The following is a 14,786-nucleotide window of genomic DNA, read 5'->3' as shown; positions in this document are numbered from 1 at the left end:
GGCACTTGCGTTCGATCAACTCACCCGTTCGGAATCAAGGTCTCGATCACGTGCTCGACATAGGCCTCGAAATCCTCGCGGGCCTGCTTGGGCTGCTGCAGCTGCAGCGACAGCTGCAGGAAGCCGACATAGGCCGCATAGGCCAGGCGTGCACGATGACGCGCGTCGGTGGAACTCAGACCGGCCTGGCGGAACGAGGCGATCAGGTACTCCATGCGTCGCTGCGAGACGCGGTCAATGACCGGACGCACCATCGGGTTGTCCAGGGCCTTCAGCAGCTCGCTGTAGATCACGTGCGGAGTGACTTCATGGGCGACCAGCTGGAACAGCGCGCGCAGACGGGTGCGCGGATCAGGCACCTCTTCCAGGCTGCCGAAAACCTGCTGCTGCTCGACGACTTCCCAGCGCTCCAAGGCCGCTTGCAGCAGCGCGTCGCGCGAGGGGAAATGCCAATAGAAGCTGCCCTTGGTCACGCCAAGGCGACGCGCCAGCGGCTCGACCGCGACCGCGCCCACACCCTGTTCAGCAATCAGGTCCAAGGCCGCTTGCGCCCAGTCATCCGCGCTCAGGCGGCTGTTCCGCGTGCTGCGGGACTCGGTGCTGGAATCTGAAGAATCGTTCATGGGCAGATTTAACCATACGGCGGGGACTGGTTGCAGTATGTGGGCAACAAAATACGGACAATCTGGCAAATAAATGATCAGGTCCGACGCGCTCATCCTCCCCAGTCAGCATCTCCATACCCATAGGTATTGACAGTCATTCAGGCCATTCCATACCATCAGGTATGGTTACGCCAACTCCCATCTCTGTATCCCCTGAGGACATCCGTCTGGAAGGCGCGCATGGCGCTGGCCTTGGCGCGTCCAGAACCAGCGGAAAACAGCCCTGCATCCTGTTCGCACATGGCTTTGGCCAGACGCGCGGCGCATGGACTGCAACAGCCGAAGCGCTCAATGCCGAAGGCCACGCCACGCTCAGCTATGACGCCCGCGGCCATGGCGATTCGGATTGGAACGCCAGCGATCTGCCCTACCACGGCGACCAGTTCACCGATGACCTGATCGTGGTAGCCGGCGAACTGCCGCAGCCGCCGGTATTGGTCGCCGCTTCCATGGGCGGCCTGTTTGGCCTGATGGCCGAAGCGCGCTGGCCGGGCTTGTTCTCGGCGATGGTGCTGGTGGACATCACCCCGCGCTGGGAAACCAGCGGCGTGGAGCGCATCCTTGCCTTCATGAGCGCGCACCCGGACGGTTTCGCCTCGTTGCAGGCCGCTGCCGACACCATCTCCGCCTATATGCCGCACCGCCCACGCAAGAGCGAAGACGCGCTGCGTGCGTTGCTGCGACCGGGCAAGGACGGCCGCTGGAACTGGCATTGGGACCCGCGCCTGGTCGATGAGCTGGCGCGCGACAGCGAGCAACATCAAGGCGTGATTGCCGACGCCGCACGACAAGTGCAATGCCCGCTGCTGCTGGTCAGCGGCGGCCGCAGTGACCTGGTCTCACCGCAGACCGTTGAAGAATTCATGGCGCTGGTGCCACACGCACAGCATGTCCATCTGCCGCACGCCACCCACATGGTGGCCGGCGATGACAACAATGCGTTTACCGCCGCTGTGTTGAACTATCTGGACGCACTGCCTTCCGCAGCGTCCGCCCGAACCGAGCACGTTACCGGAGCACGTCCATGAGCATCGTCGTACCTTTCCTGGCCCTGCTGCTTGCAGGTGCCTTTGTTGCCTACCACCGCATGCGACTCGTCGTATGGACGGTCATCAGCGTGGTGGCCCTGGCCATCTGCTGGTTTGCCGGCGTCAACCAGACCGCGATCATCGTCGCCGCCGCCATCGTTGCGCTGATCTGCGTGCCGGTGCTGCTGCCGTTCCTGCGCAAGCCGCTGATCACCGCGCCGTTCATGGGCGTGTTCCGCAAGGTGCTGCCGCCGCTGTCCAAGACCGAACGCATCGCCCTGGAAACCGGCTCGGTCGGTTTTGAAGGCGAGCTGTTCACCGGCGACCCGGACTGGAACATCCTGCTCAACTACCCCAAGCCGCAGCTCACCGCCGAAGAACAGGCCTTCATGGATGGCCCGGTGGAAGAGCTCTGCAAGATGGTCAACGACTTCGAGATCACCCACGTGCACGCCGACCTGCCGCCGGAGCTGTGGGAGTTCATCAAGAAGAACAAGTTCTTCGGCATGATCATCCCGAAGGAATACGGCGGCCTGGGCTTCAGTGCGCTGGCCCACCACAAGGTGATCCAGAAGCTGGCATCGGTATCGAGCGTGGTCAGCTCCACCGTTGGCGTGCCCAACTCGCTGGGCCCGGGTGAACTGCTCAACCATTACGGCACGCAGGAGCAGAAGGATTACTACCTGCCGCGTCTTGCCATCGGCCAGGAAGTGCCGTGCTTCGGCCTGACCGGCCCGTTCGCAGGCTCCGACGCCACCTCGATTCCCGACTTCGGCATCGTCTGCAAGGGCATGTGGAAGGGCGAGGAAGTGCTGGGCCTGAAGCTCACCTTCGACAAGCGCTACATCACCCTGGCCCCGGTCGCGACCCTGATCGGCATGGCCTTCCGCATGTACGACCCGGACGGTCTGCTCGGCGATACCAAGGACATCGGCATCACCCTGGCACTGCTGCCGCGTGACACCGATGGCGTGGAGATCGGCCGCCGCCACTTCCCGCTGAACTCCACCTTCCAGAACGGCCCGATCCGCGGCAAGGACGTGTTCATCCCGCTGACCCAGCTGATCGGCGGCGCCGAGAAGCGCGGCCTGGGCTGGAACATGCTCAACGAGTGCCTGGCCGTTGGCCGTTCCATCACCCTGCCCTCCACCGCTTCCGGTGGTGCCAAGGCCGGCGCGGTGGTGACCGGTGCCTATGCACGCATCCGCAAGCAGTTCGGCCTGTCGGTCGGCCGCTTCGAAGGCGTGGAAGAAGCGCTGGCCCGCATCGGCGGCAAGGCCTACAAGATCAGCGCGCTGTCGCAGGCCACCGCCGCTGCGGTTGACCGTGGCGACGTGCCGTCAGTGCCGTCGGCGATCGCCAAGTACCACTGCACCAACATGAGCCGCGAAGTCATTTCCGACGTGATGGACGTGATCGGCGGCAAGGGCATCATCCTCGGGCCGCGCAACTTCGCCGGCCGCAGCTGGCAGGCCGCACCGATCGCCATCACGGTGGAAGGTGCCAACATCATGACCCGCTCACTGCTGATCTTCGGTCAGGGTGCCATCCTCTGCCACCCGTGGGTGCTGAAGGAAATGAAGGCCGCGCAGGATGAAGACCGCAAGGCCGGCCTGCGTGAATTCGACCAGGCGCTGTTTGGCCACGTTCGCTTCGGCATCTCCAACGCCGTGCGTTCGCTGTGGTTCGGTCTGACCGGTGCGCGTTTCGGTGCCGCCCCGGGCGACGCCTACACCCGCCGCTACTTCCGCAAGCTGGACCGCTACTCGGCCAACCTGGCGCTGATGGCCGATATCTCGATGATGACGCTCGGCGGCAAGCTCAAGTTCAAGGAATCGCTGTCAGGCCGTCTGGGTGATGTGCTCAGCCACATCTACATGACCAGCGCCATGCTCAAGCGTTACCACGACGAAGGCGCACCGAGCGCTGACCAGCCGCTGCTGGCCTGGGCCTTCCACGACAGCGTGCACAAGATCGAGGAATCGCTGTCGGCTGCGCTGCGCAACTTCCCGATTCGTCCGATCGGCTGGCTGATGTGGGCACTGATCTTCCCGTTCGGCCGTCGCGCCGAGGCCCCGGGCGATCGCCTGAGCCGCCGCGTTGCCGCCACCTTGATGGCACCGGGCGAAGCGCGTGACCGTCTGGCCCAGGGCGTGTTCCTGACCCCGTGCGAGAACAACCCGGGTGGCCGCATCAACAGCTACCTGTCCAAGGCGATCATGGCCGAGCCGGTCGAGCGCAAGTTCATCAAGGCGCTGAAGACCAAGGGCATTGAAGCGCTGACCTTCGCCACCCAGTTGGACGAGGCAGTGGCCGAGGGCGTGATCACCCAGGACGAGCGCAAGCTGCTGGAAGAGCTGCGCGAGATCACCATGGACACCATCACCGTGGACGACTTCGAGCCGCACGAACTGCGTTCGGCCGGCTACTACGACCTGCCGGGCAAGCAGCGCCCGCAGCCGCAGCAGGCCGCGTAAGCCAATCCACATGCAATACCGACGGCGGGCCTTGTGCCCGCCGTTTTCATATCAGGACACCACGCCATGACTGCGCCCCTGCTCTCGCTATACCGTCGTTTCACCCGCTGGCCTGCCGGCAACTGGCTGTTCTCGCGCGCGGTCTGCTTCAAGGCACCCTATTTCGCCAGCATCTCGCCGCTGATCACCGCGCTGGAGCCGGGCCGTTGCGAAGGCGTGATCCGCCAGCGCCGCCGCATCAGCAACCACATCGGCACGGTGCATGCGATCGCGATGTGCAATCTTGCCGAGCTGGTCGGCGGCGTGATGGTGGATGCTAGCCTGCCCGGTGACATGCGCTGGATCCCCAAGGGCATGCAGGTGAAGTACCAGGCCAAGGCGCTGGGCGTGTTGAAGGCGGTGGCAACCCCTCGGCAGCCCATCATCAGTGCCGAACACGGCTACGACCTGCCGGTGCAGGTCAGCGTCACCGATGCCGCCGGTACCGAAGTCTTCCAAGCCATCATCGCGATGTGGGTATCACCACGCCCAAGCCGCAGCGGAGGCTGACGCATGCAGACTGCGGAATGGATGTTGCGCCTCGGCGGACTGCACTGTCTGGGCTATGCCCTGTTCCATCTCGCGTTCTGGCGCTTTTTCGGCTGGAAACACGAGCTGGCAAAGCTAAGCGCAGCCAACCGCGCGATCATGCAGATCCTCAACCTGCGCCTGATCTATGTGTTTGTGGGAATGGCCGTGCTGTCACTGGCGTTCACCCGCGAACTGCTCGATACCCGGTTGGGGCACGTGGTGTTGGCGTTCATGGCCGTGTTCTGGCTGGGCCGCGCCATCGAGCAATTCGTTTTCCTGCGCATCAATGACTGGCGCGTGCACCTGCTGACCGCCTTGTTCGTGCTCGGTGCGGTGCTGTACGCAGTACCGTTGTGGCTGGGATTCGCGCGTTACATCAGCCGCTGATCGCCAGCGATGCCCTGTAGTGCCGAACCATGCTCGGCAGGGGCGTTACAAGCCAACCCAACCGTAGCGCCGGGCAATGCCCGGCACGGGCTCTATGGGCAATGCCCCTGCCGAGCATGGCTCGGCACTACGGATGATCTATCGGTAGCGCCCCTGCCGAGCATGGCTCGGCACTACAGCGCGCGTAGCAGCAACGCGACGATTGCGGGTGCGGCCTGCACGTAGAAGATGCGCGGGCTGACGCTGTACGCGCCGTAGGCACCGGCCACTACCACGCAGACCAGCGAGAACGTCACCAGCACCGGCTGCGCCAGCACCAGCCCGGTGATGATGCCGGCAGCGAGAAAGCCGTTGTACAGGCCCTGGTTCGCCGCCAGCACTCGCGTCGCCTGTGCTTTTTCCGGTGTGTTGCGGAAGGTCTTCAGGCCCTGGGGCTTGGTCCACAGGAACATCTCCAGCACCAGGAAGTACACATGCAACACCGCCACCAGCAGCGTCACCACCATCGCACCCACGCCCAATACGCTCATCGTCATCTCATCCTCGCAGCACGGCAGCGACCCGCCACAGGGTAATCACTCAACGATCCTGCGGCAGCTTCTTCTCTTCACGCAAGACACCCAACGCCGACAGCGTCATGAACACGGCCACCGCGGCACCGCCGACGAATACCGCCTGCGAGCCAAGCAAGGACAAGCCCTTGTGCACCCAGGCGAAGGTCAGGTCGGCTCCGCGGTAAACAACGGTATCGATTGCCGCACCGGCCTTGTAGCGCCATTGCCGGTCCACCCGCGTATAGATCGTCTCGCGGGCAGGTTTGCCCAATGAGAATTCGCTGGCGCGGGTCAGCACCTGGATCACCGCCACCATCACTGGCAACGGTGACGCCGCCGCGATCGAGAAGCCGACGATGATCGCGAATCCCGGAATCAACAGCGCCGGAGCCACGCCGTAGCGCGATAGCAACCAGCGGGTCAGGCCCAGCTGGATGATCAGGGTCAAGGCATTCACCGCCAGGTCGATGCGCGAATAGAACGCGGTACTGGCTGCCGGATCGATGATCATGCGCCGTACGATCGAGGCCTGCTCATTGTACAGCATGGTCCCCACGCCTACCCCGAATATGACCATCAGGGCCAGCCAGCGCAGCAGCGGTTCGCGCGCGATCAGCTTCAGTCCATCGAACACGCTGCCGCCCATCGGCTGCTCGCCATCGGCCAATTGCTGTTCGCGTTCGCGCTGCACCGCCCACGGCCGCAACTTCCAGATGCAGAACAGGCAGATCGACAGGAAGCCGGCCGAGACCAACATCAGGTTGGCGATGCCGACGCGCTGCACCAGCGAGCTGGTGATGATCGGCCCCAGGAATGCGCCAACCGTGCCGGCCGCGCCGATGTAGCCGTAGAACGCACGCGCCTGTACGTTGGAGAACACGTCGGCCATGAAGCTCCAGAACACCGCCACCGCGAACAGGTTGAAGACGGTCGTCCAGAAAAAGAATGCCGCCCCACGCCCAGGGACGCCAGCATTGAACATCACGTAGAACAGGAACAGGGTAATGATGAAGAAGCCATACACCAGCGGCAGGAACACCCGTCGCGGATAGCGGCTGACCAGCCAACCGTACAGCGGCTGCAGCACCAGCATGATCAGGAACACGCAGGAGAACAGGAACTGCAGGGTGAAGTCCTTCAGCGGCATGCCATGGGCCGCGAACCAGGCGATCAACCCGGGCGGGAACAAGGCCTCCATGTCCGCCGATGCCGCCATCGCCTCACGCACCGGGCGCAGCACGTAGTAGCCGCTGAGCAGGCAGAAGAAGTACAGGAACGACCACCACAGCGGTGGCGAGCCACGCAGCGCCAACATCAGTCGATGCACTGCACCGGGTCCGCGCGGAACGGTCATGCGGCACCCCGACACAGCGGGTGGCGAGAGGACGGCGGCATCGGGGAACTCCGGTGGGACTCGGCGGAGCGCGTACGTTATCTAATGCACTGCAACATCGCCAGTGCGGCAGGGCTTACCCCGATACAACGCGCCGTTCTATCCTGAGTGACTCGGGAGGGAGAAGGCTGTGAGCGGAGCTGGGAAGGAATTCGACTACATCATCGTCGGCGCCGGCTCGGCCGGCTGCGTATTGGCCAACCGGCTCAGCGCCGACCCACAACTCCGGGTGCTGCTGATCGAAGCCGGGCCCCGCGATTGGCACCCCTTCATCCACATGCCGGCGGGCATCGCCCGGCTGGTCAACAACCGCCGCGTGAACTGGAGCTACGACACCGAGCCGGAGCCCGCGCTTGGCAACCGCCGCCTGTGGTGGCCGCGCGGCAAGGTGCTGGGCGGCTCCAGCTCGATCAATGCCATGTGCTATGTGCGCGGCGTGCCCGGCGACTACGATCGCTGGGCAGCGGCCGGTGCCAACGGTTGGAACTGGGACAGCGTGCTGCCATGGTTCCGCCACAGCGAAGGCAATGCGCGCGGCGCCGATGCACTGCATGGTGCTGATGGCCCGCTGCAGGTAGCCGACCTGCGCCATGTCAATCCACTCAGCCGTGCCTTCATCGAAGCCGGGCAACAGGCCGGCTACAGCCATAACAGCGACTTCAACGGCGTCCAGCACGAAGGCGTTGGCCTGTACCAGGTGACACAGAAGAACGGCGCCCGTTGCTCTTCAGCCGCCGCCTATCTCGCCCCAGTGCGTTCGCGCAACAATCTGCAGGTAATCACCGGCGCGCTGGTGGAGCGGCTGCAGATCGACGCTGGGCGCGTTACCGGCGTGCATCTGCGCGTCGGCAGCCAGCGCCAGCAATACCACGCGGCCGCCGAAGTGCTGCTCAGCGCCGGCGCGATCAACTCGCCGCAACTGTTGATGCTGTCCGGCATCGGCCCCGCCGATGCGCTACGCGCGCAGGGCATCGACGTCCAGCTCGACCAACCCGGCGTCGGTGCCAACCTGCAGGACCACCTGGATATCTGCACGCTGTACCGCAGCGTGCCGGGCGTCAGCTACGACCGCGCCAGCGAGATCATGATCGGCTTGAACTACTTCCTGCGCGGCCATCAAGGTGCAGGCACCAGCAATGTTGCCGAGGCCGGCGGCTTCGTTCGTTCGCGTTTCGCGCCGGACGAGCGCGCCGACATCCAGTTCCATTTCGTCCCGGCGATGCTGGACAACCACGGCCGCAATCGCCTGCCCGGCGACGGCTACACCCTGCACGCCTGTTACCTGCATCCGCGCAGCCGTGGCCGCATCAGCCTGGCCAGCGCCGACCCGGCCGCACCCGCGCGCATCCAGGCCAACTACCTCAGCGATGCAGAAGGCTTCGATCTGAAGATGATGATCGAGGCCGCACGCCTGAGCCGCGACATCCTGCAGCAGGCCGCGTTCGCGCTGTGGCGGAAGTCTCCGCTGTTCCCCGCCGATGAGCACCTGGACGATGCCGGCCTGGAAGCCTTCATCCGCGCCAAGGCCGAGACCATCTACCACCCGATCGGCACCTGCCGCATGGGCGGCGATGACGCGGCCGTGGTCGATCCGCAGCTGCGGGTGCGCGGCATCGACGGATTGCGGGTGATCGATGCCTCGGTGATGCCGACCCTGGTCAGCGGCAACACCAATGCACCGACCATCATGATTGCGGAGCGGACGGCGGGGTTGATTCTGGGTGAGGCCCGGCGCTTCAGTCGAAATGGTTGCGGGAGTTTCTGATCGCAGGCGAAGACACGCAAAAGCAAACCTGATCGGCAGCAAGGTTCAGCCGCCGTAATAAGGTAGCCCGGGTAAGCGCTTGTCAGACCACCTGCAGCATCGCTGGCAAGGGGCAATGCAAGGTGGCGCAGATGGTCCGCAGCAACTCAGCTTCGGCAACATTGACGCGCTGGTTGTGGCTGACGGTCGCAGTCACCGCTTCCACCAGCAGCTGCTTGGCCAGCGGGTCCATCGAATCCAGCGGTGCCCAGACCGCATCCAGGGCCAGCACCCCATTCGCCGGCGGCGCATATGGCAGATGATCCTGCGGCAGGATGCGCTGCAGGCCGGCCAGGTAGGCGCGACGCGCGCCCGCCTCGTCGCCGGGGTTGCCGGCGCGCGCCACCACAGACAGCAGGGTGGCGAACTCACGCTGCACGCCAGTGGCTTTGCGGCGGCCGAAATGCAGGTGACGCGATGGATCCAAGGCTGCCTGCACCTGCACCAGCAGCAAGCGTGACAGGCAGTACTCGAACAGGGAGATGCGCCCATCCGCGTGGGTCAGCGCCTCGATGCAGCGCATGAAAGCGGTCAACTGCGGGCGCGGCAGGCTGCGCAGGGTCGGGAATGCCAAGGCCGCCAGCGGCAGCTTCAGCGCCGCGTGCAGCTCACGCAAAGGCCCAGCCGCGATGTTCGATGCGCCTTCGGCCATCGGCTCACCCAGTTGCGCGCTCACAGCGCTGCGCTGGCGCGCGGCGATCGTGGCATCCTCGTCCAGCAACATCGCAAGCAACAACGGCTGCGCCGCGCCACGATCAGCGGCCAAGCGGCGCAACGGCGCTGGCAGACTGCCCGCCAGCCTTACCGCCTGCTGGTAGTCATCGTCGGCAGGCGTCGCCACCTGCGCGGCCACCTGCGCTGGATCCACCGGGATCTGCTGCATTCCAGGCAACGGCGGCAACACCGCTTCCACGCTGGGCGCTTCGCGCCCTGCCAGACCCAGCACACCGTCTTCGGCCAGTCCGTCCGGCGGTGCGCTGGACCAGTTGCCTCGCAGTGTCTGCAGCTGCTCCGCGCGGAACGATGGCTCCAATCGTTGGATACGCGCAACCAGCGGCGGATGGGTGGCGAACCAGCTGGACAGACGCAGGCCTTCGCCGAACAGCATATGGCTGACTTCCTCGGCACTGGCACGGTCGGCCAGGCGCGAGCCGTCGTCGAGCCCGCCGATCTTCTTCAAGGCGCCGGCAAGGCCTTGCGTCTGCCGGGTGAACTGCACTGCCGAAGCATCGGCAAGTATCTCGCGCTGGCGCGATACCGCCGCCTTGATCAGCCGCCCGAACAGCACTCCGATGCTGCCGATGGCGATGCCTGCCAAGCCAACCAGCATCAGCAGGAACACCGGCCCGACATTGCGACCGAAGCGCACGCGGCTGCCGCCGCCCATGTGCAGCAACACACGCTTGCCGATCACGCTGAGCATCAGGATGCCGAACAGCACGCCCATCAGGCGGATGTTCAAGCGCATGTCGCCGTTGAGGATGTGGCTGAATTCATGCGCGATGACGCCTTGCAGCTCATCGCGGTTGAGCCGCTGCAAGGTGCCGCGGGTAACGGCAATGGCCGCATCGGCAGGCGAATAGCCGGCGGCGAAGGCGTTGATGCCTGCCTCCTGCTCCAACACATACAGGCGCGGCATCGGCACGCCGGAGGCAATGGCGATCTCCTCCACCACGTTGCGCAACCGCCGCAGTGCCGGATCGCGGGTATCGGCAGGCACTTCCGTGCCGCCCATCTGCACGGCCACCACCTCGCCGCCACCGCGCAGGGAGCTGATCCGGTACAGCGATGCCAGCCCGATCACCGCCACCGTCAACACGCTGCTCCACAGCACGCCGCGCATGCTGCCGGTGCCCAACCACACCAGTGCGTCCACCATCAGCACGATGGCCAGCACCGCCAGTGCAAACAGCAGCACCAGCCGGCCTGAGTTGCGCCGCGCCTGGGCCTGGTGTTCGAAGAAATTCATCCCGCGCCCCTGTTACACCTGCGCCAGGTTCAGAACTGCACCTTGGGCGCCTCGCGCACCTGCTCGCGCTTCTCCAGCGGGATATCCAGCAGTGCGGCCGTGGCGAAATTGAACATGTCGGCGAATACATTGGCCGGGAAGGTCTCGCGGCGGTTGTTGTAGCCCATCACCGCATCGTTGTACGCCTGCCGCGCGAACGCCACCTTGTTCTCGGTGCTGGACAGCTCCTCGCTGAGCTGCAGCATGTTCTGGTTGGCCTTCAGCTCGGGATAGGCCTCGGCCACCGCCATCAGCCTGCCGAGCACACCATTCAACTGCCCCTGCGAGGCCGCCAGTTGCGCCATTGCCGCCGGATCGCCCGGATCGGCCTTGGCCGCGGCCAAACCTGACTGCGCCGCGCTGCGCGCCGCGATCACCGCTTCCAGGGTCTGCCGCTCATGGCCCATGTAGGCCTTGGCGGTCTCCACCAGGTTGGGAATCAGGTCAAAACGCCGCTGCAGCTGCACGTCGATCTGCGCAAACGCATTCCTGTAGCCGTTACGGGCCCGCACCAGCCCGTTGTAGATCCCCACACCCACCGCCACAACTGCGACAACCACCACAAGAAAGATCAGCAATATCAACGCGATGCCCATTCATTCTCTCCCCGTTTGTGCATTGATGAAAAGCGGCGCTAGAATCGCCCACAGCAGTAGCTTACAGGCACCGATCACGATGAAAGACAAGAGCAAGCGCCGGCACATTCGCCCGGTGGCATCGGGATTGCTGGGGGTGTTGATGCCCTTTGCATTGTCGTCTACCGCGCAGACTCCCACTCCCAACGCCCTGCCCGCCGAAGCATCGGCTGCCGTGGCGTTGCCGGTGAACCTGGAGAACGCGCCCGCACAATCGCCAACGCAGCCGATGCCATATCGCACCGCGCTGCGCCCGGACCAGGTACAACCACTGCCGGCCGACTTCAATGTCGCCGCCATCGAATCGCTGGCCGAACAGCTGACCTACGGCAACCGCGTTCCCGGCATGGCGATGGCCATCGTCCAGAACGGCCGCGTGCTGTCGGCACGTGGCTATGGCGTCACCGACGTCAGCAATCCGCAGGAAGTAGACGCGCACACCGTGTTCCGTCTGGCGTCGTTGTCCAAGGCCTTCGCCGGCACCATGGCCGGCCTGCTGGTCAACGATGGCACCCTGCGCTGGGACAGCAAGGTCACCGATTACGTTCCCGGTTTCCGCCTGGCCACGCCCGAAGCCACCGACAAGCTCACCGTTGCCGATGTACTGAGCCAACGCGTCGGCCTTACCAGCAATGCCTATGACCGCGATGTCGAGGCCAACGCTGACTACTACACGCTTACCCAGAAGCTGGCCACCGCGCCGCTCAAGTGCGCCCCGGGTGATTGCTACTCCTACCAGAACGTCGCCTTCAGCCTGGTCGGCGATGTGGTGTTTGCGGCCTCGGGCAGCTTCTACGAGCAGGCCGTTGAGAAGCGCATCCTCAAGCCGTTGGGCATGAACGATGCCAGCCTCGGCCTGGCCGGCATCCAGGCCAGCTCGCGCTGGGCGCGTCCGCACGTGCGCAGCCGCAACGGCTGGGTGTCGCTGACGCCCAAACCCACCTACTACCGCGTGGCACCGGCTGCTGGCGTCAACGCCAGTGCCAGCGACATGGCGCAGTGGCTGCTGGCCCATACCGGCCACCGTCCGGATGTATTGCCGGCACCGTTGCTCGCAACACTGCATGCGCCGCTGGTGAACACGCCGGGTGAAATGCGCTCTGGCTGGCGTCACCAGCGCCTGGATTCGGCTGGCTATGCACTGGGTTGGCGCGTGTTCGACTACTCCGGCCACCAGGTGGTCTTCCACGCCGGTGCAGTGCAGGGCTATCGCGGCCTGGTCGCGCTGCTGCCGGAACGTGACCTTGGCATCGCCATCATGTGGAACGGCGAAAGCAGCCTGCCCAGCGGCATGATGCCGACCATCCTCGATCGCGCCATCGGCCTGCCGACGCAGCGCTGGCTGGACGTGGACACCGACTTCGGCAGCGACAACCTGATGGCCGAGGATGCGGCTCCGGCACGCGGCGGCAAGAAGGGCGCGTCCTCCGATCGTGCGGTGGCATCGCCGCGCTGAGCTGCGTTGCGATCTCCAGCAGTATCTGAAAGGCGGCCGATGGCCGCCTTTTTCTTTGCTCGGTAGCATCGCCTTGGGCAGGAGCCAGCGCCGGTAGATCGGATGCACCGTCAGCTTCGCGGCTGACGCCGCTCCCACAAAGACCGGCGTCACCTGTAGTGCCGAGCCATGCTCGGCATAGGCTTTACCAGCAAACCTAAAGCACCCCTCCCAACCCTCCCCTTGCCTACGGCAAAGGGAGGGCTCGGTTCCTCCGCGCCAATTGGTTAGTCAGCAAGGTTCACCGCACGGGTAGTGCCGAGCCATGCTCGGCAGAGGCTTCATCCGCAAATCTAAAGCACCCCTCCCAACCCTCCCCTTGCCTGCGGCAAAGGGAGGGCTCGGTTCCTCGGCGTCGATTGGTTGGTCAGCAAGGTTCACCGCACCGGTAGTGCCGAGCCATGCTCGGCAGGGCTTCACCCGCACAAATCAAAAGCACCCCTCCCAACCCTCCCCTTGCCTGCGGCAAAGGGAGGGCTCGGTTCCTCCGCGTCGATTAGTTGGTCGCCGCGGTTCACCGCACGTGTAGTGCCGAGCCATGCTCGGCAGGGCTTCACCCGCACAAATCAAATGCACTCCTCCCAACCCTCCCCTTGCCTGCGGCAAAGGGAGGGCTCGGTTCCTCGGATGTGTAGCCAGCTTCGCGGCTGACGCCGCTCCCACATCCACTGCCCCGCCATTCCAGAAGACGCCCATAAAAAAACTCCCTCCCCGCTGGGCAGTCGGGGAAGGAGTTTCAGGTATTGCTAGTGGAGCTGGATCAGATCAGCGGCGCCGGAGTAGCCGGCAGCGCAACCGGAGCGGCCTTCTTCTTGCGAGCGGCCGGCTTCTTCTTCGCAGCAACCTTCTTGGCGGCCGGCTTCTTGGCGGCAACCTTCTTTGCAGTCTTCTTTACGACCTTCTTGGCAGCTGCCTTCTTGGCAACCTTCTTGACGGCCTTCTTAGCTACTTTCTTGACGGCTTTCTTGGCAGTTGCCTTCTTGGCAACCTTCTTTACGGCCTTCTTAGCTACTTTCTTGGTGGCTTTCTTGGCAGTTGCCTTCTTGGCAACCTTCTTTACGGCCTTCTTGACGGTCTTCTTGGCAGCTGCCTTCTTGACGGTCTTCTTGGCTGCTGCGTTCTTGAAGGTCTTCTTGGCGGCTGCCTTCCTCACGGTCTTCTTCACAACAGCCTTCTTGGCGACTTTCTTTACCGCCTTCTTGGCGGCCGGCTTTTTAGCTGCTTTCTTCGTAGCCATGGTTTGTTCCTCGTCAGTGATCTATGGAATTGAAATGCCCAGTTGAAGCAAATCCGCGGTGTTCGGCGGAGGACCGACGACGCGTCTAGCGCATCGTTACGGATACAGAAACACCCACAACGGGTCCCGCTGCAGGTGCCAGATAGAAATCAGGGGGGTGTTTCGCGGAAGGAAGCGAGTCCTGCTCCACCATCAAGAGAATCCTGGCGGACGTCCAAGTTGTGCTTCGCGTCTGAATGTTGATCCGGCTCACTCGCTTCCGCAGGAAAGGTCTGCTGGGCGAAACCTAATCACGGTTTTTTTTACTGTCAACCATCTTTGCAAAATATTTTTCGGAAGCCTTCAGCCTTCCGCGCCCGGCCGCCCGCCGCCACAGCCCGCCATGTGCATCCGTCGTCGCCATGCATGCGTGCTTAAAAAAAAACACAAAGTAAAAAAACATCGGTAAAAGTGCACTATTCGTTTCGACGCAGCCAACACGCAGCTGCATTGGCAGTACACCAACGGCATCTCAAGACATGCGACCAACAGTC

Annotated in this window: 13 protein-coding genes; 6 read left to right on the top strand and 7 right to left on the bottom strand. The window is 64.1% G+C overall.

Going from position 1 to position 14,786, the window contains the following annotated elements:
* Positions 1-20 precede the first annotated feature (20 nt).
* Entirely contained in the window at positions 21-623 is a 603-nt protein-coding gene (locus AC1VWL_RS06130) for a TetR/AcrR family transcriptional regulator (RefSeq protein WP_282265782.1), read from the bottom strand.
* Positions 624-787: 164 nt separating this feature from the next.
* On the opposite strand from AC1VWL_RS06130, the gene AC1VWL_RS06125 reads away from it, so the two are divergent.
* The 4 genes from AC1VWL_RS06125 (at position 788) to AC1VWL_RS06110 (ending at position 5,127) form a co-directional block, all read left to right on the top strand.
* Entirely contained in the window at positions 788-1,693 is a 906-nt protein-coding gene (locus AC1VWL_RS06125; RefSeq protein ID WP_481533513.1) for an alpha/beta fold hydrolase, read from the top strand.
* Positions 1,690-4,170, top strand: a complete 2,481-nt coding sequence (locus AC1VWL_RS06120; protein WP_481533512.1) for an acyl-CoA dehydrogenase — start codon at positions 1,690-1,692, stop codon at positions 4,168-4,170. The genes AC1VWL_RS06125 and AC1VWL_RS06120 overlap by 4 nt, the downstream gene beginning before the upstream one ends.
* A 66-nt stretch (positions 4,171-4,236) precedes the next feature.
* Entirely contained in the window at positions 4,237-4,719 is a 483-nt protein-coding gene (locus AC1VWL_RS06115; protein ID WP_482986115.1) for a hotdog fold domain-containing protein, read from the top strand.
* Positions 4,720-4,722: 3 nt separating this feature from the next.
* On the top strand, positions 4,723-5,127 hold the full coding sequence (locus AC1VWL_RS06110; protein WP_482986114.1) for a hypothetical protein: 405 nt from the start codon (positions 4,723-4,725) through the stop codon (positions 5,125-5,127).
* 173 nt (positions 5,128-5,300) lie between these two features.
* Here AC1VWL_RS06110 and AC1VWL_RS06105 read toward each other — a convergent pair whose 3' ends face one another.
* Entirely contained in the window at positions 5,301-5,657 is a 357-nt protein-coding gene (locus AC1VWL_RS06105) for a DUF1304 domain-containing protein (RefSeq protein WP_482986113.1), read from the bottom strand.
* Between the two features lie 49 nt (positions 5,658-5,706).
* The gene (locus tag AC1VWL_RS06100) at positions 5,707-7,035 is read right to left on the bottom strand and encodes an NTP/NDP exchange transporter (protein WP_482986112.1); all 1,329 of its coding nucleotides are present in this window, start codon (positions 7,033-7,035) and stop codon (positions 5,707-5,709) included.
* Between the two features lie 169 nt (positions 7,036-7,204).
* On the opposite strand from AC1VWL_RS06100, the gene AC1VWL_RS06095 reads away from it, so the two are divergent.
* Entirely contained in the window at positions 7,205-8,839 is a 1,635-nt protein-coding gene (locus AC1VWL_RS06095) for a GMC family oxidoreductase (RefSeq protein WP_482986111.1), read from the top strand.
* Positions 8,840-8,921: 82 nt separating this feature from the next.
* On the opposite strand, the gene AC1VWL_RS06090 is transcribed toward AC1VWL_RS06095, so the two are convergent.
* Both AC1VWL_RS06090 and AC1VWL_RS06085 read right to left on the bottom strand, forming a co-directional pair.
* Positions 8,922-10,847 (bottom strand): M48 family metallopeptidase, encoded by a 1,926-nt coding sequence (locus tag AC1VWL_RS06090; RefSeq protein ID WP_482986110.1) that lies wholly within the window; start codon positions 10,845-10,847, stop codon positions 8,922-8,924.
* A gap of 29 nt (positions 10,848-10,876) precedes the next feature.
* Positions 10,877-11,482, bottom strand: coding sequence for a LemA family protein (locus AC1VWL_RS06085; RefSeq protein WP_482986109.1), 606 nt, complete (start codon positions 11,480-11,482; stop codon positions 10,877-10,879).
* A gap of 79 nt (positions 11,483-11,561) precedes the next feature.
* Here AC1VWL_RS06085 and AC1VWL_RS06080 point away from each other — a divergent pair, with 79 nt between their 5' ends.
* Complete coding sequence (locus AC1VWL_RS06080; RefSeq protein ID WP_482986108.1) at positions 11,562-12,977, top strand: serine hydrolase domain-containing protein; 1,416 nt, start codon at positions 11,562-11,564, stop codon at positions 12,975-12,977.
* Positions 12,978-13,776: 799 nt separating this feature from the next.
* Here AC1VWL_RS06080 and AC1VWL_RS06075 read toward each other — a convergent pair.
* Both AC1VWL_RS06075 and AC1VWL_RS06070 read right to left on the bottom strand, forming a co-directional pair.
* Entirely contained in the window at positions 13,777-14,253 is a 477-nt protein-coding gene (locus tag AC1VWL_RS06075; RefSeq protein WP_482986107.1) for a hypothetical protein, read from the bottom strand.
* A 286-nt stretch (positions 14,254-14,539) separates the two neighbouring features.
* On the bottom strand, positions 14,540-14,743 hold the full coding sequence (locus AC1VWL_RS06070; protein WP_482986106.1) for a hypothetical protein: 204 nt from the start codon (positions 14,741-14,743) through the stop codon (positions 14,540-14,542).
* Between the last annotated feature and the right edge of the window lie 43 nt (positions 14,744-14,786).

The sequence above is a fragment of the Stenotrophomonas sp. STEN063 genome (genome assembly GCF_056854515.1).
The sequence above is the reverse complement of the archived record's forward strand: the minus strand, read 5'-3'. Positions and strand labels throughout refer to the sequence as shown.